We start from the raw sequence: 23,916 nt of genomic DNA, 5'->3' as shown, positions 1-23,916 counted from the left end.
AGGGCGGGGTGTTTCACGTGAAACATCGTGAAGCACCCCGCCACAGCGGACTCAGTGCTTGGCCCCCGCAGCGGCGTCCGCGGAAATGTGCTGCGTGCCGATCCGCTTGCGGAAGACCCAGTAGGTCCAGCCCTGGTAGAGCATGACGACCGGCGTGGCGATCACCGCGCACCAGGTCATGATCTTCAGGGTGTACGGGCTCGACGACGCGTTGGTGACCGTGAGGCTCCACTCGTCATTGAGCGAGGACGGCATGACGTTCGGGAAGAGCGTCAGGAAGAGCATCGCGACGGCAGCCACGATGGTGACGCCGGAGAAGGCGAACGACCATCCCTCGCGCCCCGCTTGATTCGCCACCAGCGCCGCCACCAGTGCGGCCACGGCCACGACGAGGGCAACCAGGCTCTGACCGTCGCCGTTCTCGATCTGCGTCCAGAGCAGGAAGATCAGCGCCAGGACCGCGGCGGCGAGACCGACCCACATGGCCAGCTTCCGCGCCCGCTCCCGGATCTCCCCGACGGTCTTGAGCGCGGTGAACACCGCACCGTGGAAGGTGAAGAGCGTCAGCGTCACCAGGCCACCGACGAGGGCGTACGGGTTGAGCAGGTCCAGGACGTTGCCGACGTACTCATGGTTCTCGTCGAGCTTGACACCCCGCACGATGTTGCCGAAGGCCACACCCCACAGAAATGCCGGGAGCAGCGAGCACCAGAAGATGGCGTTCTCCCAGTTGCGCTGCCAGTGCTCCTCGGGTCGCTTCGCCCGGTACTCGAACGCGACGCCCCGGACGATCAAGGAGACCAGGATGAGCAGCAGTGGCAGATAGAAGCCGGAGAAGAGCGTGGCGTACCACTCGGGGAAGGCGGCGAAGGTGGCGCCGGCCGCCGAGAGCAGCCACACCTCGTTGCCGTCCCAGACGGGACCGATGGTGTTGATCAGCACCCGACGCTCGGGCCGGTTGCGGGCCAGCAGCTTGGTGAGGACGCCGACCCCGAAGTCGAAGCCCTCCAGGAAGAAGTAGCCGATCCACAGGACGGCGATCAGTACGAACCAGACGTCGTGAAGTTCCATGACTGTGCAGCTCCCTCGGCCTAGTACGAGAAGGCCATCGGCTTGTCGGCGTCACGGTCGTCGCCGCCGATCTTCGTGGGCGGGTTCAGATCGGCCTCGCTGAGCTCGGGCGGGCCGGCCTTGACGTACTTCACGAGCAGCTTGACCTCGACGACGGCGAGGATGGCGTAGAGCGTGGTGAAGACGATCATCGAGGTGAGAACCTCGCCCTGGGAGACGCCGGGGGAGACCGCGTCCCTGGTGCGCAGGACGCCGTACACGACCCACGGCTGACGGCCCATCTCGGTGAAGATCCAGCCCCAGGAGTTGGCGATCAGCGGGAAGGCCAGCGTCCAGATCGCGATGCGCCAGTACAACTTGGTCAGCTTCGGGCCGAGCGCCTTCTTCGGGAGCAGCACCAGATGCGGCACCTCGTCGTCACCGACCCTCAGGTGCTGCGGCAGCATGAACTTCTTGCGGGTCAGCCAGAGTCCGATCAGGCCGATGGTGAACGACGCCATGCCGAAGCCGATCATCCAGCGGAAGCCCCAGTAGGCGACGGGGATGTTGGGCCGGTAGTCGCCGGGGCCGTACTTCTCCTGCTCGGCCTTGTTGACGTCGTTGATCCCGGGGACGTACGAGGTGAAGTCGTCCTTGGCCAGGAAGGACAGCAGGCCGGGGATCTCTATGGCGACCTTGTTGTGGCCCTTGTCGACATCGCCGATGGCGAAGACCGAGAAGGGCGCCGGCTCCTCGCCGTCCCACAGCGCCTCGGCCGCGGCCATCTTCATCGGCTGCTGCTCGTACATGATCTTGCCGAGCGTGTCACCGCTGATCGCGGTGAGCAGGCCGCCGATGGCGACGGTGACCAGGCCGAGCCTGAGCGAGGTCTTCATATCCCGGATGTGCTTCTTGCGCAGCAAGTGGAAGGCGGAGATGCCGACCATGAACGCGCCACCGGTGAGGAAGGCCGCCGAGAGGGTGTGGAAGGCCTGCGCGAGCGCGGTGTTCTGGGTCAGCACGAGCCAGAAGTCGGTGAGCTCGGCCCGCCCCTTCGCCTCGTTGATCCGGTAGCCGACGGGGTGCTGCATCCAGGAGTTGGCCGCCAGGATGAAGTACGCCGACAGGATCGTGCCGATGGACACCATCCACATACAGGCCAGGTGGATCTTCTTCGGCAGCTTGTCCCAGCCGAAGATCCACAGCCCGATGAAGGTGGACTCGAAGAAGAAGGCGATCAGGGCCTCGAAGGCGAGGGGGGCGCCGAAGACATCACCGACGAAGCGGGAGTAGTCGGACCAGTTCATGCCGAACTGGAACTCCTGCACGATGCCGGTGACGACACCCATCGCGATGTTGATCAGGAAGAGCTTGCCCCAGAACTTCGTCGCTCTGAGGTACTTCTCCTTCTCCGTGCGCACCCATGCGGTCTGCAGCCCGGCCGTGAGGGCGGCCAGTGAGATCGTCAGAGGGACAAACAGAAAGTGGTAGACGGTGGTGATACCGAACTGCCAGCGCGCCAGAGTCTCCGGCGCCAAAGCCAGGTCCACGTCGCCGCTCCTTACCTGCCGCTTGTGAAAGCGTTCACATTCACAAGCAATTATGCAGCACGCCTATCCCTGCCCTCAAAGGGGGGTCCCTTCGTCGAGATCAACCCCTTGGCGCACACTTCAACATATTGTTGAATCGGTGTCATGCAGACACCGACGCCCGTACAGATACGGATCTCCTGGCCCGCGGGACACCTCACCGCGACCCTCGATGACACCCCCACCACGCAGGCCCTCGTCAAGGCCCTGCCGCTCGCCTCCACCGCCCGCACCTGGGGAGAGGAGGTCTACTGCGACACAGGCGTCGCTGTTCCACGTGAAACCGGCGCACAGCAGGTCGTCGAGCCGGGCACGGTCGCCTTCTGGACCGACGGAGACGCGCTCGCCCTCCCCTACGGCCCCACACCGATCTCGCGAGGCGACGAGTGCCGCCTCGCAAGCCCGTGCAACGTTCTGGGCCGCATCGACGGCGACCCCCGTCTGTTGACGACGGTCCGCGACGGCGACCCCGTACGCGTGGAGCTGGTGGACGACTGACCGCGCCCGCGAAGCCCTAGAGCTCCTTCCGGAACCCTTCCGCCACCTTCAGGAAGATGTCGTTCGCCTCGTCCTCCCCGACCGTCACCCGCACACCCTCGCCCGGGAACGGCCGGATCACCACGCCCGCCTGCTCACACGCCTGAGCAAAGGCGACCGTGCGCTCCCCCAGTCGCAGCCACACGAAGTTGGCCTGGGTCTCGGGCACCGTCCAGCCCTGAGCGCGCAGTCCGTCGACCACACGGTTGCGCTCGCACACCAACGAGCCGACCCGGCCGATCAGTTCGTCCTCGGCACGCAGCGAGGCGATCGCCGCCTCCTGCGCGACCTGGCTCACCCCGAACGGCACGGCCGTCTTGCGCAGGGCCGCCGCGACCGGCTCGTGGGCGATCGCGAAACCGACGCGGAGGCCGGCGAGGCCGTAGGCCTTGGAGAACGTCCGCAGAACACAGACGTTCGGCCGCTCACGGTAGATCCCCACCCCGTCCGGCACCTCGGGGTCACGGATGAACTCGCGGTACGCCTCGTCCAGCACCACCAGGACGTCACTGGGCACCCGGTCGAGGAACCGCTCCAGCTCGGCCCGCTTCACGACCGTGCCCGTCGGGTTGTTGGGGTTGCAGACGAAAATCAGCCTGGTGCGGTCGGTGATGGCGGCGGCCATCGCGTCGAGGTCGTGCACATCGCCCGGGGTCAGCGGCACCTTGACGGACGTGGCGCCGCTGATCTGCGTGATGATCGGGTACGCCTCGAAGGACCGCCAGGCGTAGATGACCTCGTCGCCGGGTCCGGCGGTGGCCTGGATCAGCTGCTGGGCGACGCCGACCGAGCCGGTGCCGGTGGCCAGGTGGGAGAGCGGGACGCCGAAGCGCTCGGACAGCTCGTTCATCAGCCCCGTGCACATCATGTCCGGGTAGCGGTTGAACGACGAAGCGGTGGCCATCACCGTCTCCATCACGCCGGGCAGCGGCGGATAGGGGTTCTCGTTGGAGGACAGCTTGTAGGCCACCGGACCACCGGCCGCGGCAGGCTTGCCCGGCTTGTAGGTGGGGATACCCTCCAGCTCGGCGCGCAGCTTGGGGCTCGTCTCGCTCACCGCAGTCCTCCTCGCGACCACCGGCGGCCCATCACCACCGCCGGCTCCAATACTGCTCACCTTATGAGGATTCCGCGCCGATGCGTACAGGTGAGGAGCGGTCGATGCGTGCGGAAGGGGCGGGCCCGCCCGCTGATCCCTCCTGTCACACCTGCATCAGGGGCATCGCCGCACGAAGGCGTACGAATTGGGGGGCGCGCCACACATATATCTACGCGCCGGTGGCTCACTCCGTGGCGCGCATCACCCGTGAAGGTGAGTTGAGACCTCTTCGAAACATCGGGCACTTGGCAGGCCCATGCGCGCCGACAAGTCACGTCCTGCCATTGGATCGTTCAACTCCCTTGTTTTCAAAGGGCATTGGCGCATGATGACCTTGCAGAAACGTGTCTGTCAACGCGTGCATATGCGTCCGCACTACCCCACCGAATGAGCCCTACTATCGGCTCGCCATGACAGCAGCAGGGAAGCACCAGGTGAGCCGCGCGGAAACCTCTCGTCGAGGCAGTCGACCCGGCCGGGCGGGTATCAGAGACGTGGCCGCCGCCGCAGGGGTCTCCATCACGACCGTCTCCGACGCCCTCAACGGCAAGGGCAGGCTCCCCGACGCCACCCGACGCCATGTCCGCGAGGTTGCCGACCGGCTGGGCTACCGCCCGTCGGCCGCGGCCCGCACACTCCGTACGGGCAAGTCAGGACTCATCGGCCTGACCGTGACGACATACGGGGATGAACCTTTCACCTTCACCGAGTTCGCGTACTTCGCCGAGATGGCACGCGCCGCCACTTCGGCCGCGCTCGCCCGCGGCTACGCCCTCGTGATCCTCCCCGCGACCTCACGTCACGACGTCTGGTCGAACGTCGCCCTCGACGGCACGGTCGTCATCGACCCGTCCGACCAGGACCCGGTCGTCAGCGAGCTGGTCAGACAGGGTCTGCCGGTCGTCTCCGACGGCCGCCCGGCCGGCTCGCTCCCGGTCACCGCATGGGTGGACAACGACCACGAGGCCGCCGTGATGGGCATCCTCGACCACCTGGCCGACGCGGGCGCCCGCCGGATCGGACTGCTCACGGGCACCACGACGGACACGTACACCCATCTGTCGACCACGGCCTATCTGCGCTGGTGCGAACGGGTCGGCCAGGACCCGGTGTACGAGGCCTACCCGGCGCACGACCCGTGCGCGGGCGCCGTCGCCGCCGACCGGCTGCTCGCCCGCCCCGACCGGCCCGACGCGGTCTACGGACTGTTCGACCCGAACGGCACCGACCTGCTCGCCGCCGCCCGCCGCTACGGTATGCGCGTACCGGACGACCTGCTTCTGGTGTGCTGCAGCGAGTCCACGGTGTACGCCAACACCGAGCCGCCGGTCACCACGCTCTCCCTGAAGCCCCGCCGCATCGGCACGGCCGTGGTCCAGCTCCTCATCGACGCCATCGAGGGAGTCGATTCGGACCAGCCGGTCGAGCAGGTAATACCGACCGAACTGATTGTGCGTACCTCGTCCCAGCGACGCCCGCCGCGCACGACGGTCAGCCCGCCCCGGTCACCCGAGGGCCGGTAGAAACCGGGCGAAGACCTGCCGCAGAAGCCGAACGAGGAACGGCAGAGGCAGGTCGAAGGGCCGCAGCAGCGGGGCGAGGGGCTTCAGGAGCAGTTCCAGGCGCGTCAGGAACGCGGCAATCGAGCTGCCGAAGCCCGGGCCAATCGGGGCGAAAGCCGCAGTGAACAGGAGTCCTGCTCCGATTCACCACCCCTGGGTCATCACATGGCGCGATCGGCATTCCTATGATGGGCCCACGACACCCACGGGCCGCTGCGACCAGGCAGTCCGATGCGGTGCAGCTGCGGCGCGATGGTGGAGGGGTCTGATGACTCAGGGGGCCGGTCAGGGACCCGAGATGGAGCGGACGGCGACGTTGCGCGACTTCCGGGTGCCCGCTTACGTGCACGAGACCGGTCCGTACGTCCACAGCATGCACACGGGCGACGTCGCCCCGCCCCTCGACGAGACGTATCCGGAGGGGTACACGCCCACGCAGCGCGATCTGCCCGTGATCAATCGCGGCGACACGGTCCAGGTGCACGTCGACCCCGCCGCCGTGCCGGTCCCGCAGTCGACGGCAGGTGCCGGCCCGCTGTTCGTGGTCGGGGACGTGCACGGCTATATCGACGAGCTGATGGCCGCGCTCCAGGAGCAGGGCCTCATCGACTCGGCGGGGAACTGGTCCGCGGGCACCGCCCGGCTGTGGTTCCTCGGCGACTTCACCGACCGCGGCCCGGACGGCATCGGCGTCATCGACCTCGTGATGCGGCTGTCCGCGGAGGCCGCCGCGGCCGGCGGCTACTGCAAGGCCCTGATGGGCAACCACGAGCTGCTTCTCATCGGAGCCAAGCGATTCGGCGACACCCCCGTCAACTCCGGCGCGGGCACCGCCACCTTCCAGGCCGCCTGGCTGCTCAACGGCGGCCAGAAGACCGACATGGACCGTCTCCAGGATCACCATCTGCAGTGGATGTCGCGCCTGGACGCGATGGAAGAGGTCGACGGGCATCTGCTCGTCCACTCGGACACCACCGCCTATCTCGACTACGGCGACTCGACCGAGGCGGTCAACGACACCGTCCGCGAGACGCTGACGCGCAATGACGCCGACGAAGTCTGGGACCTGTTCCGCAAGTTCACCAGGCGCTTCTCCTTCCGCGACGAGGGCGGCGCCGACCATGTGCGTTCCCTGCTCGATACGTACGGCGGCACCCGCGTCGTTCACGGCCACAGCCCCATTCCTTATCTGACGGGCGAGGTCGGCTCCGAGGACGGCGAGGACAACACCGGGCCCCTGGTCGAGGGACCGCACGTCTACGCCGACGGTCTCGCCATCGCGATGGACGGCGGCGTGACCATGGCCGGAAAGCTGCTGGTCCAGCAACTTCCCCTGGATATCTGACCGTTCACGGGGCAGGCGCGCCCATGGCGGAGTGACGGAAGAGGGCCCAGGCCAGGGCCCAATTTTGGCAAACCCCCTGTCACCGTGTGCCGTGACCGCTCTACCATCGGCTTATCCGTAGCAGGCTCCCCTCCGTTTCTGCCCGACGGCTCGTTGGCATGCGAGCCCCAAGCCCTACGGAGCATCGGGGGATGCACATGAACAGCGTTCCGCAGCACCTGCTGAGCGAGGACCGCCAGGAATACGAGCGGATCCTCGATGAGGCGCTGCGCTCCGCACCACACCGCCCGGAACTGGCCGCTGTCGGTCAGCAGCTCAACCCCGAACAGCTGCGCACCATGGCGCTCAACGCCACCGCTCTGATCACGGCGGCCGCGGCGACCGAGTACCAGCACTACGTGAAGGTCCGCGAGGAACTGCGCCAACCAGCGCCGTCCACCCCGTCCTCCACCCGCGAGTCCGGCTCCTCCGAGTCGGGCTCGGGCGCGATGGGGCTCGCCACGACCATGGGAGAAGTCGCCGAGACAGCCGGGCCGGGCGTCATAGCCGTGCTCGCCGTCCTGGCACCCGTCCTCGCCGGCACCGCAGCGGCGATCTTCCTGCTCGTCGGCTACATCCTGAAGATGTTCGACCCCGAGCCGGCGTTCGCCCAGACGATGCTCACCACCGGGTGGGTGTTCGGCGCCTTGGCAGCGGCCGCCATCCTGGTCGCCGCCGTCGGTCTCCTGCTCACCGCCCTGCGCAACCGGCCGGCGTTCGACGGCGGGCCGTACGGCGAACTGAGCGAGGAGGTCACCCGGGCCAGGGAAGTCTGGCGCGAGGCCCTGCTGGAGCGCGGCGTCCTGCCCTTCCTGCGGGAGGCACTCGCCGACCCCGGCACGGCATCGGCCCTGCACCGCACGCCACCGTCGACACCGGCCGGCCGCATCCCGAACCTCGGCTACGGCCGCCCGGGTTTCAGCAGCCCGGACGACGGCGCCTCACGGGGCTCGCGGCCGAGCTTCAGCAGCCCGGACTACACGAGCCCGGACTTCGGAGGCCCGGAACACCAGCCGGAGTAGCGCCTCGGCTTGCGCCCCCGCCGCAGGAGAGCCCCGCCTGGAGCCCCTCCTTCGCGACGGAACCCCCGGGGAGACCTCCTCGGGGAGGCGCAAGCCGAACAGCCGGGCAACACAACGCCGGCCACGACGGCAGCACGCCGGACACCGGGGCAGCGCGCCCCGGGTCAGGACGTCGCCTTCAGTCCGCGAGCGGCAGGTACACCCGATTGCCCGCCGCGGCGAACTCCTTCGACTTCTGAGCCATGCCCTCCTCGATCTCCTCCTTGGACCCGCCATGTGCGCGGCGGATGTCCTGGGAGATCTTCATCGAGCAGAACTTCGGCCCGCACATGGAGCAGAAGTGAGCCGTCTTGGCAGGCTCAGCCGGAAGGGTCTCGTCGTGGAACTCCCGTGCCGTGTCCGGGTCGAGAGCCAGGTTGAACTGGTCCTCCCACCGGAACTCGAAGCGGGCGTCGGACAGCGCGTCGTCCCACTCCTGCGCACCGGGGTGCCCCTTGGCGAGATCGGCCGCGTGGGCGGCGATCTTGTAGGTGATGACGCCGGTCTTGACGTCGTCACGGTTGGGCAGGCCCAGGTGCTCCTTGGGCGTGACGTAGCAGAGCATCGCCGTGCCCCACCAGGCGCTCATCGCGGCACCGATGCCGGAGGTGATGTGGTCGTAGGCCGGCGCGACGTCGGTGGTCAGCGGGCCGAGCGTATAGAACGGAGCTTCATCGCAGATCTCCTGCTGAAGGTCGATGTTCTCCTTGATCTTGTGCATCGGGACGTGTCCCGGGCCTTCGATCATGGTCTGTACGTTGAAACGCTTGGCGATCGTGTTGAGTTCCCCGAGCGTCCTCAACTCCGCGAACTGAGCCTCGTCGTTGGCGTCCGCGATAGAACCGGGCCGCAGGCCGTCGCCCAGCGAGTACGTGACGTCGTAGGCGGCGAGGATCTGGCACAGCTCCTCGAAGTTCTCGTACAGGAAGCTCTCCCTGTGGTGCGCCAGGCACCACGCCGCCATGATCGAGCCACCGCGCGAGACGATGCCGGTCTTGCGGTTGGCCGTCAGCGGTACGAACGGCAGCCGCACGCCCGCGTGGACCGTCATGTAGTCCACGCCCTGCTCGGCCTGTTCGATGACCGTGTCCTTGTAGATCTCCCAGGTCAGCTCCTCGGCCCGGCCGTCGACCTTCTCCAGCGCCTGGTAGAGCGGCACCGTGCCGATGGGGACGGGGGAGTTGCGCAGCACCCACTCACGGGTGGTGTGGATGTTGCGGCCGGTCGACAGGTCCATGACCGTGTCGGCGCCCCAGCGGGTCGCCCAGGTCATCTTCTCGACCTCCTCCTCGATGGAGGAGGTGACCGCGGAGTTGCCGATGTTGGCGTTGACCTTCACCAGGAACCGCTTGCCGATGATCATCGGCTCGATCTCCGGGTGGTTCACGTTGGCGGGCAGCACGGCCCGGCCCGCGGCGATCTCCTCGCGGACCACTTCGGGAGAAACGTTCTCCCGGATGGCCACGAACTCCATCTCGGGCGTGACCTCGCCGCGGCGCGCGTAGGCGAGCTGCGTGACCGCCTCCCCGTCACGGCCGCGGCGCGGCTGACGCGGGCGTCCGGGGAAGACCGCGTCGAGGTTGCGCAGGCCACCGCGCGGCGAGGTGTGCTTGATGCCGTCGTCCTCGGGACGGACGGGACGGCCCGCGTACTCCGCGGTGTCGCCGCGGGCGATGATCCAGTTCTCCCGCAGCGGGGGCAGCCCCCTGCGGACGTCGGTGTCGGCGAGCGGATCGGTGTACGGGCCCGAGGTGTCGTACAGCGTGACCGACTGTCCGTTGGTGAGGTGCACCTGGCGGACCGGCACCCGCAGATCGGGGCGTGAACCCTCGACATACGCCTTGTGCCAGCCGATGGACTTCCCGGCCTCCTCGGACTTCTCGTCCTGAGCGAAGGCAGGCGTGCGCGCGTCCTTGATGGTCATGAGACCTACTCCCTACGCCGGCATTACCCGGTAACAGGTTCGGCGGTCGACGCAGCCGTATCCGTCTGTCGACGTTCCGTGTGAAACATCACTCGCGATGAGTGATGTTTCATGTGAAACATCGCTGGGACGGAGGTCAGCGCCCTCTCAGCCCGGTGCTCCGAGCTCCCGCGTGTACAAAGGTGGCACCACGCTAGCGTCAATTCGGGCGCGGTGAACAGAGGGCCCCAATCGTTCTTGCGATGATCGGGCGGTGACCACGACGCATGAACCTCCGTACCCACCGCCTGATCCGCCCCGCGGCTCCGGCTCCGGAAGCCGCCCCGGAATCGGCCCCGGGCAGGGCAACGGCCGTACAGACGGCCGGGGTTCGCGGATTCCCGAGGGTAGATACGGCGGTGCTTACGGCCGTGGTCCCGGAGGCGGCAACCAGGACGATCATGCGACTGGGGACGGGGGCTGGCACGAGCACGGCCCCAGATCCGGCGGGACGCAGAATCACGGCAGCGGGGTCGGCGGCGGCCAGGGGCACGGACCCGGCCCCAGCGGTCCTTACGAGCGCGGTCCCGAATCCGGCGGCTCGCAGGCGCCGGTTCCGGGCCCGGGTGGCGGGCATGCTCCCGGCTCCGGGGGCGGTCATGGGGACGGTCCTGGATCCGGGGGCGGTCATGGCGACGGTCCTGGATCCGGGGGCCGGCGTGGCGGAGATGGCGGTGGCGAGCACGGGCACTCGCACAGTCACGCCCACGGTCCGGCTGCTCCCGTCTCCCGGCATCTGCGCAAGGTCATCGCGGCGGTCCTGATCCCGTTCGCCGCGGCGGTCGTGGTGGGGTTGGCGGTGCTGTGGCCGGGCGGTGCCCCGCCGCACGAGCGCACCGGGGTCGGCTTCGACCGGCAGACGCAGCAGGCCACGGTCACCAAGGTGGTCGAGGTGAGCTGCAAGGAGGTGGGAGCCTCGGGGTGCCCCCGACCGGCGACACATCCACCGCCGAGGGTTCCTCCGCCGTGCAGCAGGAGAACGGCACCTGCAAGAAGGCGACAATCCGCGTCGACGGCGGCAAGGACAAGGGCCGTACGTTCACGGAGATCGTGCAGCCCGACCAGTCACGGCAGTTGCACGAGGGCCAGGAAGTCGTGGTCGCCTACGAGCCCTCCGCACCCAAGGACCTGCAGTACTCGGTCACCGATGTGAACCGGCGCCTCCCATTGACCGTGCTCGCCGGCATCTTCGCCGTTGCCGTCGTGGTCGTCGGGCGGTTGCGGGGCCTCATGGCACTGATCTCGCTGGCCATCAGCTTCGCGGTGCTCAACTTCTTCATCCTGCCGGCGATCCTGCAGGGCTCGAATCCGCTGGTCGTCGCGGTGGTGGGGTCGAGCGCCATCATGCTGATCGCCCTCTACCTGTGCCACGGCCTGTCGGCCCGTACGTCGGTGGCGGTGCTCGGCACGCTGATCTCGCTGCTGCTGATCGGCATCCTCGGCTCGGTGTTCATCGACTGGGCGGCGCTCACCGGCAACACCGACGACAACACCGGCCTCATCCACGGGCTGTACCCGTCGATCGACATGAGCGGTCTACTGCTGGCCGGCATCATCATCGGTTCGCTCGGTGTCCTCGACGACGTGACGGTCACCCAGACGTCCGCGGTCTGGGAGCTGCACGAGGCCAACCCGACGATGGGCTGGCGCGGCTTGTACCGGGCGGGTATCCGCATCGGCCGCGACCACATCGCGTCCGTCGTCAACACCCTCGTCCTCGCTTACGCGGGTGCCGCACTGCCCCTGCTGCTGCTCTTCTCGATCGCGCAGAGCAGCGTGGGTACGGTCGCCAACAGTGAGCTGGTGGCGGAGGAGATCGTGCGCACCCTGGTGGGCTCCATCGGCCTGGTCGCGTCGGTGCCCGTCACCACGGCCCTCGCGACCCTGGTGGTCTCGGCCGACCGGCCGGAGAAGGGGGCAGTGCCGACGGGTACCCAGCCGGTCCCGGCAGGCGGGGCACCGACCTCGACGGGCGCGCAGCCGGTTCTGGGGCGCGGCGGACGGGGGCGTCGGCGGAAGCGGTGACATCGGGGAAAGCGGGGGCGTCATCGAAAGCGGGGACGTCGGTGGAAGCAGGGGTGTCGGCGGAAGGGGGCGTCGGCGGAAGGGGGCCGGACACGGTTCGCCGCCCGCGCGCGTCCCGGGGGCCGGACCCGAGCCCTTGCGCCTACGGCCTTGCAGGTCCGGCGTCTTGGGAGGCATGCCCGGCAAGGAAGCGCTCCCATGCGCGCCGGGAGCGCCCGGCGAAGCGTTACGCCACCCCTGACAGCCACGAGCCTCAGCCCGCGCTCTGCTCCTCCGCGAGGATGCGGTCCAGGGCGTCGTCGAGGTGGGCGTCGAAGTCGGCGAGCGCGCCCTCCTGCCCGAGCGGCACCAGCTTGTCGGTGCGGTCGAGAAAGGCAACCAGAGGCGCCACCGAGGAGCGGAACAGCGCCTGGTCGGCACCGACCTGAAGCCGGATCAGAACGTCGCCCAGCGTCTCGGTGCCGGCCGGAGAGACCCGTACATCTCCCTCTCCGCACGGGCGCCCCACCCCGTCGACCAGCAGTTCCCGGCCGAAAGCCCAGGTCACAGGGGCGTCGCCGGGCAGGTGGAAGGTAAGCCGTACGGCATAGGGATCACAGGTCTCGTAGCGCAACTCCACCGGGATGCGGAAAGAGAGCTCCTCGGACACGAGAAAGCTCATCATGACCTCTGCCTCTACGGACTCGCGCATCGCCCTACCCCGTCGTTTGCAGTCGACTGGCCGGGAACGGACCCCGACACTGGTGGAATCTTGCTGAACGTACACGAGAGATCACAAGGAGTGAGTTTTCAGATACTGATAGAGATCGAGAGTGACCCCAGGAGCCGCCCGATCTCCTCCTGCAGTTGCAGCACCGCCGACAGCAGCCGGTCGGCGTGGTGGGCGGGCAGCGAAATGGCCATCGTCGCGGCCGTGGTGCCCACCGTGATGGGGATGGCAGCGCACACCGTGCCCAGCGCGTACTCCTGACGCTCGGTCACCGGATCCATCCGCCGGGTCCGTTCGAGACGTCGCAGCAGGGTGCGGGTATCCCGCACGGTGTAGGGGGTGATGGACTCCACGGGATGGCGGTCCAGGTGGTCGCGGCGAGCGTCCTCGTCCAGCTGGGACAGCAGGCACTGACCGATGGCGTGCGCGTGGCCGGTCTCCCGGAAGTCGGCCCATTCCTCGACCGCCGGATTGCCCGGGGTGTCGGAGACGCACATGACCTCGATCTCGCCGGCGCGGTACTGGGCGTAGTAAACCGGGACACCAATGGCATCACGCCATTGAGCGAGCGCGTCGGCAACCGTGCTGCGACGTTTCTGCGCTGCTGCGCTGCTGCTGAGCCGTACGGCCGCCTCGCCGAGGAAGAACAGCCCTTTGTCCCGGCGCAGATAGCCCTCGTGCACCAGCGTGCGCAGCAGGTGGTAGGCAGTGGGCAGGGCCAAGCCCGCCTCACGGGCGAGTTGCTTGGCCGGGGCGCCGTACTCATGCTCGGCGACACATTCCAGCAGGCGCATCGCGCGCTGGACGGATCCGATGAGCGTCCCCGACTGCGACTGCTCGGCGGAGGCCGGGGAGGCCTGCTGCGGGACCTGGGGGACGGAGGGGCGCGGTTGTTCGAGGGGTGCCTGAGGTTCTGAGGGTGCGGTGTCAACCGTGGCCAAGGGTTACTCCCGAAGCGCGAGGGGGGAGCCCGTGCTGGGGAACACGGGGAGGTGCACGCCGCTCGCGGGGACGTCCCCGCGTCGATTTCCGGACTCTATTGGTCCGTCACCGCTCGTAGACGCCCTGCTCGGAAAACTTCCCCCGCCCGAGGGAACCGGCGATTCCTGTTACCGCCCACCGGTCCCCACGGCCCCCACGGCCCTCACCAGTCGCTGCGCGACGAGGAGCTCGACGTGAACTTCCGTACGACGTAGACCAGTCCACCGACCAGGGCCACGAAGACCAGCACCTTGAAGAGCAGTCCGATGACGAACCCCACGACGCTGGCTATCAGCCCACCGAACACCACCAGAGCGATGACCGGCACCGCGATCCACTTCACCCACCACGGCAGTCCTGCGAAGATCTCACGCATCGCCCTCGTCCTTATCTCTCCGCCCGATACTGTGCCGGGTCCTGATCCTTCGAATCTGCTGATTCCTGCACTCGATGCTAGGTCCGGCAGGTGCCCGGCGGACGTCTCGCAGCCCTTGTCCTCCCCTGATCGATCCCCTAGGGAACCCCGAGGCCAAAGGTCAGCTCGCGGGCGGAGAGAACACCACCAGCACCCTCAGGTCCTCGCTGATGTGGTGGAACTTGTGGGCCACCCCGGCCGGCACGTAGACCACACTGCCGCGCGCCACATGTGTGGTCTCCATGCCGACGGTGATCTGGGCGCGGCCGCTCACAACGAAGTAGACCTCGTCCTGGTTGTGCGGCTTCTGTGGATCGTGCGCACCGGCGTCGAGCGCGTACAGACCGACCGACATGTTCCGCTCCCGCAGAAACTGCAGGTAGGCGCCCTCGTTGGCGGCGCGCTCCGCCTCCAGTTCATCCAGCCGGAATGCCTTCATCGCTCTCGTCCGCCCTTGTCCCGGTGCTCGTGACCGATCTCGTCTGCCACGATCAGACACATGAAGAATTTCGTAGTCAAGACGATCGCCAACGCGGGTGCCCTGGCGGTCGCCGTCTGGCTGATAGACAAGATCACCCTCACCGGTGACAGCACGGGCAAGAAGATCGGCACCCTGCTCATCGTCGCGCTGATCTTCGGCCTGGTGAACTTCGTCGTCAAGCCGATCGTGAAGCTTCTGAGCCTTCCGCTGCTCATCCTGACGCTCGGCCTGTTCACTCTGATCGTCAACGCGCTGATGCTGCTGCTGACCTCGTGGCTCGCCGACAAGGTCGACCTGAGCTTCCATGTCGAGGGCTTCTGGACGGCCGTCCTCGGTGGCCTGATCATCTCGATCGTCTCCTGGGCGCTCAACGTCGTCCTGCCCGACGGGGACTGAGCATCCGATGACCTACCGCGTCTGCTTCGTCTGCACCGGCAACATCTGCCGCTCCCCGATGGCCGAGTCGGTCTTCCGCGCGCGTGTGGCGGAGGCTGGGCTCGACGGCCTGGTCGAGGCCGACAGCGCCGGCACCGGCGGCTGGCACGAGGGCGACCGGGCCGACCCGCGCACCGTCTCCGTCCTCGAGGAGCACGGCTACGACGGCGGTCACACGGCCCGCCAGTTCCAGCCGTCCTGGTTCGCGCGGCTCGACCTCGTCATCGCCCTCGACGCCGGCCACCTCAAGGCCCTGCGCCGCCTGGCGCCCACACCGGAGGACGCGGCGAAGGTGCGCCTGCTGCGCTCCTACGATCCCGCTGCCGGCGACGACCTCGACGTGCCCGATCCGTACTACGGGGCCATGGACGGCTTCGAGGAGTGCCTTGAGATGGTGGAGGCGGCAAGTACGGGCCTCCTCACGGCGGTCCGCGAACAGGTGGAGGGACAGCCGGTATGAGCAGTACGGATCCACAAGGGCGGCCGTCCCAAGGGCTGCCTTCCGACGGAGACGGCACACGCGCGGTGCGGGCCGGACTGCCCGAGCCGGTCGCGCACGAGCCGACCCTGCCCGGCCCCGTGTTCGCCGCCCACTACCACCTGCCGGGCGAGCCCACGGGACCGTACACCTACGGCCGCGACGAGAACCCGACCTGGACCCGTCTGGAGCGCGCCATCGGCGGCCTGGAGGCGCCGGGGGAGGACGGCGTCGAGACGCTGGTCTTCGCGTCGGGCATGGCCGCCACCTCGTCGGTGCTCTTCTCCCAGCTGCGGGCCGGGGACGCGGTCGTCCTGCCCAGCGACGGCTACCAGGCGCTGCCCCTGGCGCGCGCGCAGTTGGAGGCGTTCGGTATCGAGGTGCGCACGGCACCGACCGGCGGGGACGCCCAGCTCGGTGTCCTGGACGGCGCGAAGCTGCTGTGGATCGAGACCCCGTCGAACCCCGGCCTCGACGTGTGTGACATCCGGCGGCTCGTCGAAGCGGCACACGCGCGTGGTGCCCTCGTCGCCGTCGACAACACGCTCGCGACGCCGCTCGGGCAGCGCCCGCTGGAGCTCGGCGCCGACTTCTCGGTGGCCAGCGGCACCAAGCAGCTGACGGGACATGGCGACATCCTGCTGGGATACGTCAGCGGCCGCGACGTCGAGGCCATGGCCGCCGTACGGCGCTGGCGCAAGATCGTCGGGGCGATTCCGGGGCCCATGGAGGCCTGGCTCGCGCACCGTTCCCTCGCCACGCTCCAGATGCGCGTGGAGCGGCAGAACGCCACCGCCCTAGCCGTCGCCGAGGCGCTGCAGGACTGGCCGGAGGAGCTCGGGGTGCGCTATCCCGGGCTGCCACGCGATCCCTCGTACAAGATCGCCTCGCAGCAGATGCGGCGCTACGGGTGCGTCGTGTCCTTCACGCTGCCCACGCGCGCGCGTGCCGAGCGTTTCCTGGAGGCGCTGCGGCTCGTCGACGACGCGACCAGTTTCGGCGGAGTGCGCTCCACGGCCGAGCGGCGCGGGCGCTGGGGCGGCGACGCCGTGCCGGAGGGTTTCATCCGTATGTCGGTCGGCGCCGAGGATCCCGAGGATCTGGTGGCTGATGTGCTGCGTGCGCTGGACGAATCGGCCCAGTGACGGGGCCCGCCCGTGCGTGCGTATGTGCCCGATATGCGGAACGAGCGGTCCGAGCCTCCCCCCTCGTGGCTCGGACCGCCCTCGGTTCTGCGCGCGAAGAACCGCGCGAACAAGGCTAGTTGACTCTCTGTCAGTGTCCAATCACAGTAGCGACAGCGACCTATCGACTTATTTATAGTTGGGCCCTGCCCTGGGGATGGAGAGAAGGGCGGGGAAGGGGAGGGTGTGGCATGGATCTGGCCTTGTTGCGCACTTTTGTGACCGTGCACCGGGCTGGTTCCTTCACCCGCGCCGCCGCCCTGCTCGGCTTGTCGCAGCCGGCTGTGACCTCTCAGATCCGCACTCTGGAACGGCAGTTGGGCCGCCCCCTCTTCCTGCGGCAGGCCCGCGGAGTGACGCCGACGACCATAGGCGACGAACTCGCCCACAAGGCCGCACCTCATCTCGACGCCCTGGTGGAGATCGCCGAGACCGGTCTCGACGACGAGTCCTCCTTACGATCCCTGCACCTCGCCGGCCCTCCTGAGTTCACCGCCGAGAGAGCCCTGCCTGCGCTCACCGAGCTGACCGGCGAAGAGGGCCAGGGCTTCGCCCTGCGCGCGTCCTTCGGCAACGCCGAGGAGACCCTCGAAGGGCTGGCTGCCGGACATCATGATCTGGCCATCAGTACGGCACGTCCGCGAGGCGGTTTGCTCACGGCGACTCCGCTCTGCGACGAGGTGCACGTGCTTGTCGCCGCGCCCCCATGGGTCGACCGGATCGGCTCGGGGCAGCTGCGGCACAAGGGAGCGCACGCGCTGGAGGACGTTCCGGTGGTGGAGGTGCATGAGTCCCTGCCCTTCGTCTCCCGCTACTGGGCTGCGGTCTACGACTCCCGTCCCGCCGCCCCGGGTACCGTGATCGTCCCCGACCTTCGTGCCGTCCTCGCTTGCGCGGTCGCCGGGGCGGGGCTGGCGGTGTTGCCCCGCTATCTGTGCGCGGCCGCCCTGGAGCGCGGCGATGTCGTCGCCCTGCACGATCCGCCGGTGCCGTCGCTGCGGACGTACTTCCTGGTGGTCCGTACCGGCACGCTGGCAATGCCGCATATCGCGCGGGCCCATGAGTGGCTGCTGCGGGCGGCTGCCGACTGGGCCTGAGCCGGGCATTCGGGGCACATCCGGCGCATATCCGGGGCACTCACACCATGAGCTCGACTGGTGACGCTTCGCGATGTTTCACGTGGAACCAGCCGGGCCACATTTCTCCCATGACCGTCCGACCCGTGGTCAAGCGCACCGCCCGCGCCGTTCTGCTGGACGGCGACCACCTGATCCTGATCAAACGCACCAAGCCCGGCACCGATCCCTATTGGCTCACACCCGGTGGCGGTGTCGAGCCGACGGATGCGACCGTCGTCGACGCCCTGCACCGCGAGGTGTACGAGGAGCTCGGCGCCAAGATCGTCGACGTCGTGCCCTGCTTCGTCGACACCGTCGAGCACATCGGCGAGGACGGCGGAGCGACCGGAGTGAAGGTGCAGCACTTCTTCGTGTGCCGTCTGGAGTCCATGGACACGTCTTTGCGGCATGGCCCCGAAATGGACGAGCCCATCGGCGAGTACGAGATCGTGCGCGTGCCGTTCACCCGGGTCGGGATCGCTTCCGTCCACCTCGTACCGCTGTCACTGCGGCACTACCTCGACGGGAACATTGAGGGCGTCCGTGCCATGCACGCCCCCGATCTCGGCTGATCCGACGGCAGAGTTCCGCAGTGGCGAGGCTCGTCAGTCCCCGGCGGTGACGAGTTCCTCCACAGAGTCATGGCGTATGCGCTCGAACGGCATGCCGATGCCCCTGAGGGCGTCGACGCCACTGCGGATCATGCCGGGCGGTCCGGAGACATAGGCGTCGTACTCGGCCCACGGCCCGTACTCGCGTATGGCTTCGGGAAGCTGGAGCAGGCCATGCCGGTCCACCACAGGGCGGACATGCAGCCAGGGGTGGGACTGCTGGAGCCGGAGCATCGTGTCGATGTCGTACAGATCCTGGTTGGTGCGGGCGCCGTAGAAGACCTCGACCGATCGCCGTTCACCGTGCTCGGCGACGTCCTCGACCAGTGCCTTGATGGGCGCTATGCCGGTGCCTCCGCCCACGCAGAGCAGCCCGCTGTCGGTGGTGTGGTCCACGGTCATCGAACCGGCCGGCGGGCCGAGCCGGATGATGTCTCCCGGCCGGGCGCGGTGCACCAGCGCGTTGGAGACCCAGCCCGCGGGCACCGCCTTCACATGGAACGACAGCAGGCCGTCCGAGCGGGGCGCCGAGGCGAATGAGTAGTGCCGCCAGATCCTGGGCCACCAGGGTGTCTCCACGCTCGTGTACTGCCCGGCGAGGAAGGGATACGGCTGGTCGGGGCGGACAGTGAGGACCGCGACGTCCGAGGTTCTGAGGTCGTGCGAGACGACCTCTGCGTACCACCAGGCGGGGGCGCGCAGTTCGTCCGCCGCCGCCGCGTCGATCATGACCTGCGAGATCGTCGTGTACGCCCGGACCCAGGCGGCCTCCATCTCGCCGTCCCAGATTCCGGCGGCGTACTTGCCCAGCGCGCCGATGAGGCACTCGCCGACGGCTGGGTAGTGCTCGGGCCGGGTGCCGTACTTGCGGTGTCCGCGGCCCAGGTTCTGCAGGTAGTCGACGAGGACAGGGGTGTTGTCGATGTGCTCGGCCGCGGTGAGCAGCGCCTTGAGCAGCCGGTCCCGCTGGGTGTCCATCGCGGCCGGGAAGAGGGAACGCAGATCGGGGTGGCGTACGAAGAGCAGCGCGTAGAAGTAGGAAGTGACCTTGTCGGCCACGGGGCCGACCTCGGCCATCGTCCGGCGGATCAGGACGGCGTCCGGGGAGACGGGTTGGGCCGGAGCGGGGCGCTGGGTCGGCACGCGCAGTTGGGGGGAGGGCGATGCGAGAGGCGCGGGGCCCGGTGTCTCCGACCGTGCTGTGGTGGCCTGGGCGGCCTGCATCTCCGGGCGGGCTGCGGTGGCTTGGGCGGAGCCTTGCGGAGCCTGAGCGGTGGCTTGCGCGGCTTGGCCTGAGTACGGGATGTGGGCGGGCGTCGACAGCGTGGGCTGTATGTGACTCGGGGCGGTCGCGTCGGGCGTCGATATCGGGGCCGACGCCCCGCGTTCCGCGTACGGGCGGATGACGGGTCCCGGTCCTGCGGGATCGGAGCCGACGTCCGCAGGGGTGTGCCCGGGCGGATGAGCCGTCGCGGCGGGCTGTGGTGGGCCGGCCGCGGTGGTGGGCTGTGTGGTGTTCTGGGGCGGCGTGGCCGGGCCGTCGCCTGCCGCCGTCCGGCCCACCGGGCGCATCGCCGCCAGGCGGCTGCCCTCTGCCGCCTCCTGTTCGGCGCCCGGAGAAGTCTCCGGCTGCTTGCGCGGCGTGAACCAGCCGCCCCCGCCGCCGGAAGTGCCGTTGTCGGCCGACGTGGTGGTCGGAGCGTCCATGGTGTGCCTCGCCTCGAACATCTTTCGGTCGGTCTACGCACTTCCCCGGTTGGAAGGTGCCTGCTTCCCCCGCGACGCCTTACTCATCCCCGTTCGTTGCCGCGACCAATGCGGCCACATTCAACCCGAATTCACGCTCAGTACGGACAAGTAAGGCGAGAGTGTGACATTGGCCCCAGTACTCTCACCGCAGGATCCCACTGCGTGTGGGCACACAGGCCGCATAACCGAGAATGCGGGTCTTCGATCTCTCCGTCCGGTTACGCTGCATTGCCTTGCGCTCGGTCCGCGTCGACAGTCCGATCACGGCTCGGACACGAACCGGACTCGACCATACCGGCCGCTGCCCCGATCACAAGTCCCCCCTTGCTCCCTCACGAATTGGGCGAGGGGACGAACGAGCAATTCCTTCAATTACCGGATGCTGCGCACCAATTCGTAGGCTTCCCGCAGATCCATCCCCATGTGGGAGCGGCGCGCGAGTCCGGTGTAGGCGCGGGTCGCGGGTCCGGCCGGTTGGCGGTACGCGTTGATTGGCCCTCCCGACGCACTTCATGGATGCTCGCCGTTCGTCCATGTTTCACGTGAAACACCCAGCGTCTATCAGAGGGCTGTGCGGCGGGGCATGACATGGCCAAAAGCTCGTACGTCTCACCGGAAACGGCTGGACGACCAGGGCAGTCGTCAGACAGCCTGACCTGCGTGCCGACTCCTTCCCTCGCCGCTCTGCCCATCCGCCGTCTGACGCCTCGCGACCTCACCGCCTGCGCCGACTTGTCCGAGGACCGGGGCTGGCCCCGTGAGGAACACAAGTGGCAGTTTCTTCTGACAGCCGGGAAGGGCTACGGGATCGACGACCCCGTCGGCGGGCTTGTCAGCGCCTGTGTCGTCACGGATTACGGACCGCGGGCCCGCCCCGATCTGGGTGCCATTGGCATGCTCCTGGTCGCCGAGCGTCATGCACGCCAGGGCGTCGGGCGTCGACTCATGCGTCACGTCGTCTCCATGATGGCCACGACGCCCCTGACGCTGCACGCGACGCCGAACGGCCAAGCGCTGTACGAGGAACTCGGCTTCAAGGTCACCGGACGCGCGGAGATGCTGCGCGGGCACTTCAGGACCGATGCTGCGGGGCCCTCGGTCGCCACGCGCGCGGCCACCGCCGAGGACCTCAGCGCGATCGTCCGGCTCGACGAGGAGGTGTTCGGAACGGATCGCACGCACATCATCACAAGGCTCCCCGCCTTCACCGACCGGTTGCGCGTCGCCGAGGAGAACGGCCGTCTCATCGGATACGCGGGCGCCTGGCCCAACATGGACACACAGGTCGTTGGCCCACTGGTCGCCCGCGACACGGAGACCGCGAAGGCGCTCATCGCCTCCCTCGCCACCCACACCGACCGCCCGCTGCGCACCGACATCGACGTACGCCACGAGGAACTGCTCAGCTGGGCGAAGGAGCACGGTCTGGCGTCCGTCGCCTTCAACTCGGTGATGACGTACGGCATCTCGGAGCTGCCCGGCGACTGGACCCGGCGATTCGCTCCGGTGACGGTGGCGGCGGGCTGAGGTAGTCGGCTGCGCGCTGAGGCAGTCGGCTACGCGCTGAGGCGCTGTAGGCGGAGGCGGTCATGGAACACGCCGGTCCCCGTCGGGAGCCGGCGTGTCCTTGTTGGTGGGGTGCCTTGACGGCGTGTCCCGCTGATGCGGTGTGCCGTCAGGCAAGCGCCTCGACTGCGGCCGTCGCGAACTGGTGGTCCTGCTCGGGGGCACCGCCGCCCACGCCGATCGCGCCGATCAGCCGGCCGTCCCGATGGATCGGCACACCGCCGACGATGAACAGCAGCGGTCGGTCCAGGGCGGTGGGCAGGGTATGGAACGGGCCACCCGGCTGTACGGCCTCGACGAGATCGGCGGTGGGAGCGTTGAGCTGGAGTGCCGTGTAGGCCTTGCGGGTGCTGGTCTCTCCGGAGATCAGCACGGCCCGGTCGTTCCGCCGGAACTCGAGCAGGTGGCCACCGGCATCGAGGACGGTGACGCTGACGGTCACTCCGGCGGCCTCGGCGGCACGGTGAGCGGTGGCGACGAGGAGGTCGGCGTCCTGGGTCGTCAGGGGCGTGACGGCGCTGGTGGTGCTCATGGGAGTCTCCTTGATGTGCGGTGCGAAGGTTGATGTGTGGTGCGAAGGCGTGGTGTTGAGGTTCCGGTGTGGGCTGTCACGGGGCCGGATGCGCGGGGGCGGCCCTGACCCCGCACACGGGCCGGCTCAGTGGTGTACGACGGCGCGCTGCTCCGCGGACTCGGCGGGCCCGGCGCTCGTGACGACCGTGCCGGCGGATGCTCCGTCACGGCGCTCCAGCGCGGCCGAGAGGAACGCGAGCAGCAGTGCGGCCGCGGCGAGAGCGGCGCCCACCCAGTTGGGGGACGTGTAGCCGTAGCCGGCCGCGATGACCATGCCGCCGAGCCAGGCGGCGAGGGCGTTGCCGAGGTTGAAGGCGCCGATGTTCACGGCCGAGGCCAGCGTCGGGGCGCCATGTGCCTGGTCGAGGACGCGCTTCTGCAGTGGGGGGACCGTGGCGAAGCCCAGGGCGCCGATCAGCGCGATGGTGATGCCCGCGAGGACCTTGTTGTGCGCCGTGAGCGTGAAGAGCGCGAGCACGACGGCGAGGGCGCCCAAAGAGACGTACAGCATGGGCATCAGCGCGCGGTCGGCGTACTTGCCGCCGATGAGGTTGCCGCCGACCATGCCGAGCCCGAAGAGGACCAGCAGCCAGGTGACGGAGCCGTCTGCGAAGCCGGCGACATGGGTCATCATCGGCGCGATGTAGGTGATGGCTGCAAAGACGCCGCCGAAGCCGAGGACCGTCATCGCCATGGCGAGCAGGACCTGGGCGTTCTTGAACGCGGCCAGCTCGTGGCGCAGCTGAACGCCCTGGGCCTTGGGCATGTCGGGGACGAGCTTGGCGATCCCGGCCAGACCGACCACCCCGAGGGCGGCGACGAGGCCGAAGGTGACCCGCCAGCCGGCGGACTGCCCGACGAACGTGCCCAGCGGGACGCCGACCACATTCGCGACGGTCAGACCGGTGAACATCATCGCGATGGCCCCGGCCTTCTTGTTCGGGGCGACCAGATCGGCCGCGACGACCGAGCCGATGCCGAAGAAGGCACCGTGGGCGAGCGAGGCGACCACACGCCCGATCAGCATGACGGAGAAGCTGGGTGCGAGAGCGGACAGCAGGTTGCCGGCGATGAACAGTCCCATCAGCAGCATGAGCATCCGCTTGCGGGAGACCTTGGTGCCGAGCACGGTCATCAGGGGAGCGCCGAGGACCACGCCGAGCGCGTAGCCGGTCACAAGCAGCCCGGCGGTGGGGATGGTGACCCCGAAGTCGCCCGCGACCTCAGGCAGCAAGCCCATGATCACGAACTCGGTCGTGCCGATTCCGAAGGCCCCGATCGCGAGGGCCAGAAGCGCGAGAGGCATGAAGGGGTACACCTTCCAGAAGATTGCAGGAGCGCTTTAC

The 23,916-nt window shown here is 68.5% G+C and carries 21 protein-coding genes and 1 pseudogene; 11 read left to right on the top strand and 11 right to left on the bottom strand.

The genetic code is table 11. From position 1 onward, the window contains the following. Positions 1-51 precede the first annotated feature (51 nt). Together cydB and OHO27_RS21045 are read right to left on the bottom strand one after the other, a co-directional pair. Positions 52-1,071 carry a cytochrome d ubiquinol oxidase subunit II gene (cydB, locus tag OHO27_RS21050; RefSeq protein ID WP_328426187.1) on the bottom strand — a complete coding sequence of 340 codons (1,020 nt, stop codon included), beginning with the start codon at positions 1,069-1,071 and terminating at the stop codon, positions 52-54. Between the two features lie 20 nt (positions 1,072-1,091). After that, complete coding sequence (locus OHO27_RS21045) at positions 1,092-2,600, bottom strand: cytochrome ubiquinol oxidase subunit I (protein ID WP_328426185.1); 1,509 nt, start codon at positions 2,598-2,600, stop codon at positions 1,092-1,094. A gap of 144 nt (positions 2,601-2,744) precedes the next feature. On the opposite strand from OHO27_RS21045, the gene OHO27_RS21040 reads away from it, so the two are divergent. Continuing rightward, complete coding sequence (locus tag OHO27_RS21040; RefSeq protein ID WP_328426183.1) at positions 2,745-3,137, top strand: cyclophilin-like fold protein; 393 nt, start codon at positions 2,745-2,747, stop codon at positions 3,135-3,137. A gap of 16 nt (positions 3,138-3,153) precedes the next feature. Here the strand turns inward: OHO27_RS21040 and hisC are convergent, their stop codons facing one another. After that, on the bottom strand, positions 3,154-4,233 hold the full coding sequence (gene hisC / locus OHO27_RS21035; RefSeq protein WP_328426181.1) for a histidinol-phosphate transaminase: 1,080 nt from the start codon (positions 4,231-4,233) through the stop codon (positions 3,154-3,156). Between the two features lie 452 nt (positions 4,234-4,685). On the opposite strand from hisC, the gene OHO27_RS21030 reads away from it, so the two are divergent. The 3 genes from OHO27_RS21030 to OHO27_RS21020 all read left to right on the top strand — a co-directional run bounded on the left by OHO27_RS21030 (position 4,686) and on the right by OHO27_RS21020 (position 8,243). Further along, complete coding sequence (locus OHO27_RS21030; RefSeq protein WP_328426179.1) at positions 4,686-5,798, top strand: LacI family DNA-binding transcriptional regulator; 1,113 nt, start codon at positions 4,686-4,688, stop codon at positions 5,796-5,798. Positions 5,799-6,105: 307 nt separating this feature from the next. After that, positions 6,106-7,182, top strand: a complete 1,077-nt coding sequence (locus OHO27_RS21025; RefSeq protein WP_328426177.1) for a metallophosphoesterase — start codon at positions 6,106-6,108, stop codon at positions 7,180-7,182. A 191-nt stretch (positions 7,183-7,373) separates the two neighbouring features. Then, a complete protein-coding gene (locus OHO27_RS21020) occupies positions 7,374-8,243 on the top strand; it encodes a hypothetical protein (RefSeq protein WP_328426176.1) in 870 nt (289 codons plus the stop codon). A gap of 178 nt (positions 8,244-8,421) precedes the next feature. On the opposite strand, the gene thiC is transcribed toward OHO27_RS21020, so the two are convergent. Continuing rightward, the gene (thiC, locus tag OHO27_RS21015; protein ID WP_328426175.1) at positions 8,422-10,206 is read right to left on the bottom strand and encodes a phosphomethylpyrimidine synthase ThiC; all 1,785 of its coding nucleotides are present in this window, start codon (positions 10,204-10,206) and stop codon (positions 8,422-8,424) included. Positions 10,207-10,795: 589 nt separating this feature from the next. Here thiC and OHO27_RS21010 point away from each other — a divergent pair. Next, positions 10,796-12,270 (top strand): annotated as a pseudogene (locus tag OHO27_RS21010) (YibE/F family protein); the annotation flags it as partial. Positions 12,271-12,523: 253 nt separating this feature from the next. Here OHO27_RS21010 and OHO27_RS21005 read toward each other — a convergent pair. The 4 genes from OHO27_RS21005 to OHO27_RS20990 all read right to left on the bottom strand — a co-directional run bounded on the left by OHO27_RS21005 (position 12,524) and on the right by OHO27_RS20990 (position 14,814). Further along, positions 12,524-12,961 carry an SsgA family sporulation/cell division regulator gene (locus OHO27_RS21005; RefSeq protein WP_328426174.1) on the bottom strand — a complete coding sequence of 146 codons (438 nt, stop codon included), beginning with the start codon at positions 12,959-12,961 and terminating at the stop codon, positions 12,524-12,526. A 98-nt stretch (positions 12,962-13,059) separates the two neighbouring features. Next, positions 13,060-13,920, bottom strand: coding sequence for an IclR family transcriptional regulator (locus OHO27_RS21000; protein WP_328426173.1), 861 nt, complete (start codon positions 13,918-13,920; stop codon positions 13,060-13,062). A gap of 203 nt (positions 13,921-14,123) precedes the next feature. Beyond that, the gene (locus OHO27_RS20995; RefSeq protein ID WP_133927993.1) at positions 14,124-14,336 is read right to left on the bottom strand and encodes a DUF5326 family protein; all 213 of its coding nucleotides are present in this window, start codon (positions 14,334-14,336) and stop codon (positions 14,124-14,126) included. A 160-nt stretch (positions 14,337-14,496) separates the two neighbouring features. Further along, a complete protein-coding gene (locus tag OHO27_RS20990; protein ID WP_328426167.1) occupies positions 14,497-14,814 on the bottom strand; it encodes a cupin domain-containing protein in 318 nt (105 codons plus the stop codon). A 60-nt stretch (positions 14,815-14,874) separates the two neighbouring features. Between OHO27_RS20990 and OHO27_RS20985 the strand changes: the two genes are divergently transcribed. The 5 genes from OHO27_RS20985 to OHO27_RS20965 all read left to right on the top strand — a co-directional run bounded on the left by OHO27_RS20985 (position 14,875) and on the right by OHO27_RS20965 (position 18,643). Continuing rightward, a complete protein-coding gene (locus OHO27_RS20985; RefSeq protein WP_328426165.1) occupies positions 14,875-15,252 on the top strand; it encodes a phage holin family protein in 378 nt (125 codons plus the stop codon). 7 nt (positions 15,253-15,259) lie between these two features. After that, entirely contained in the window at positions 15,260-15,751 is a 492-nt protein-coding gene (locus tag OHO27_RS20980) for a low molecular weight protein-tyrosine-phosphatase (protein WP_328426163.1), read from the top strand. Next, complete coding sequence (locus OHO27_RS20975; RefSeq protein WP_328426161.1) at positions 15,748-16,914, top strand: cystathionine gamma-lyase; 1,167 nt, start codon at positions 15,748-15,750, stop codon at positions 16,912-16,914. The genes OHO27_RS20980 and OHO27_RS20975 overlap by 4 nt, the downstream gene beginning before the upstream one ends. Before the next feature lie 230 nt (positions 16,915-17,144). Beyond that, positions 17,145-18,050, top strand: a complete 906-nt coding sequence (locus OHO27_RS20970; RefSeq protein WP_328426159.1) for a LysR family transcriptional regulator — start codon at positions 17,145-17,147, stop codon at positions 18,048-18,050. A gap of 110 nt (positions 18,051-18,160) precedes the next feature. Further along, positions 18,161-18,643 carry an NUDIX hydrolase gene (locus OHO27_RS20965; protein WP_328426157.1) on the top strand — a complete coding sequence of 161 codons (483 nt, stop codon included), beginning with the start codon at positions 18,161-18,163 and terminating at the stop codon, positions 18,641-18,643. Positions 18,644-18,676: 33 nt separating this feature from the next. Here the strand turns inward: OHO27_RS20965 and OHO27_RS20960 are convergent, their stop codons facing one another. Next, on the bottom strand, positions 18,677-20,389 hold the full coding sequence (locus OHO27_RS20960) for a globin domain-containing protein (RefSeq protein ID WP_443059570.1): 1,713 nt from the start codon (positions 20,387-20,389) through the stop codon (positions 18,677-18,679). 702 nt (positions 20,390-21,091) lie between these two features. Between OHO27_RS20960 and OHO27_RS20955 the strand changes: the two genes are divergently transcribed. After that, on the top strand, positions 21,092-21,958 hold the full coding sequence (locus OHO27_RS20955; protein WP_328426153.1) for a GNAT family N-acetyltransferase: 867 nt from the start codon (positions 21,092-21,094) through the stop codon (positions 21,956-21,958). 148 nt (positions 21,959-22,106) lie between these two features. Here the strand turns inward: OHO27_RS20955 and OHO27_RS20950 are convergent, their stop codons facing one another. Both OHO27_RS20950 and OHO27_RS20945 read right to left on the bottom strand, forming a co-directional pair. Continuing rightward, on the bottom strand, positions 22,107-22,529 hold the full coding sequence (locus OHO27_RS20950; protein ID WP_328426151.1) for a GlcG/HbpS family heme-binding protein: 423 nt from the start codon (positions 22,527-22,529) through the stop codon (positions 22,107-22,109). 126 nt (positions 22,530-22,655) lie between these two features. After that, a complete protein-coding gene (locus OHO27_RS20945) occupies positions 22,656-23,876 on the bottom strand; it encodes an MFS transporter (protein ID WP_328426149.1) in 1,221 nt (406 codons plus the stop codon). Positions 23,877-23,916: the final 40 nt, after the last annotated feature.

Origin of the sequence: Streptomyces sp. NBC_00443, from assembly GCF_036014175.1 — a bacterium.
Classification (GTDB): domain Bacteria; phylum Actinomycetota; class Actinomycetes; order Streptomycetales; family Streptomycetaceae; genus Streptomyces.
This window is presented reverse-complemented; position numbering and strand designations above follow the sequence as displayed.

Bases quoted from the DNA above. Each gene is read 5' to 3' on its own strand.
- thiC (WP_328426175.1), bottom strand. From the start codon at position 10,206: ATGACCATCAAGGACGCGCGCACGCCTGCCTTCGCTCAGGACGAGAAG.
- OHO27_RS20945 (WP_328426149.1), bottom strand. From the start codon at position 23,876: ATGCCTCTCGCGCTTCTGGCCCTCGCGATCGGGGCCTTCGGAATCGGC.
- OHO27_RS20970 (WP_328426159.1), top strand. From the start codon at position 17,145: ATGGATCTGGCCTTGTTGCGCACTTTTGTGACCGTGCACCGGGCTGGT.
- OHO27_RS21030 (WP_328426179.1), top strand. From the start codon at position 4,686: ATGACAGCAGCAGGGAAGCACCAGGTGAGCCGCGCGGAAACCTCTCGT.
- OHO27_RS20990 (WP_328426167.1), bottom strand. From the start codon at position 14,814: ATGAAGGCATTCCGGCTGGATGAACTGGAGGCGGAGCGCGCCGCCAAC.
- OHO27_RS20980 (WP_328426163.1), top strand. From the start codon at position 15,260: ATGACCTACCGCGTCTGCTTCGTCTGCACCGGCAACATCTGCCGCTCC.
- OHO27_RS20975 (WP_328426161.1), top strand. From the start codon at position 15,748: ATGAGCAGTACGGATCCACAAGGGCGGCCGTCCCAAGGGCTGCCTTCC.
- OHO27_RS20965 (WP_328426157.1), top strand. From the start codon at position 18,161: ATGACCGTCCGACCCGTGGTCAAGCGCACCGCCCGCGCCGTTCTGCTG.
- OHO27_RS20985 (WP_328426165.1), top strand. From the start codon at position 14,875: ATGAAGAATTTCGTAGTCAAGACGATCGCCAACGCGGGTGCCCTGGCG.
- OHO27_RS20950 (WP_328426151.1), bottom strand. From the start codon at position 22,529: ATGAGCACCACCAGCGCCGTCACGCCCCTGACGACCCAGGACGCCGAC.
- cydB (WP_328426187.1), bottom strand. From the start codon at position 1,071: ATGGAACTTCACGACGTCTGGTTCGTACTGATCGCCGTCCTGTGGATC.
- OHO27_RS21040 (WP_328426183.1), top strand. From the start codon at position 2,745: ATGCAGACACCGACGCCCGTACAGATACGGATCTCCTGGCCCGCGGGA.
- OHO27_RS20960 (WP_443059570.1), bottom strand. From the start codon at position 20,389: ATGGACGCTCCGACCACCACGTCGGCCGACAACGGCACTTCCGGCGGC.
- OHO27_RS21005 (WP_328426174.1), bottom strand. From the start codon at position 12,961: ATGCGCGAGTCCGTAGAGGCAGAGGTCATGATGAGCTTTCTCGTGTCC.
- OHO27_RS21025 (WP_328426177.1), top strand. From the start codon at position 6,106: ATGACTCAGGGGGCCGGTCAGGGACCCGAGATGGAGCGGACGGCGACG.
- OHO27_RS20995 (WP_133927993.1), bottom strand. From the start codon at position 14,336: ATGCGTGAGATCTTCGCAGGACTGCCGTGGTGGGTGAAGTGGATCGCG.
- OHO27_RS21020 (WP_328426176.1), top strand. From the start codon at position 7,374: ATGCACATGAACAGCGTTCCGCAGCACCTGCTGAGCGAGGACCGCCAG.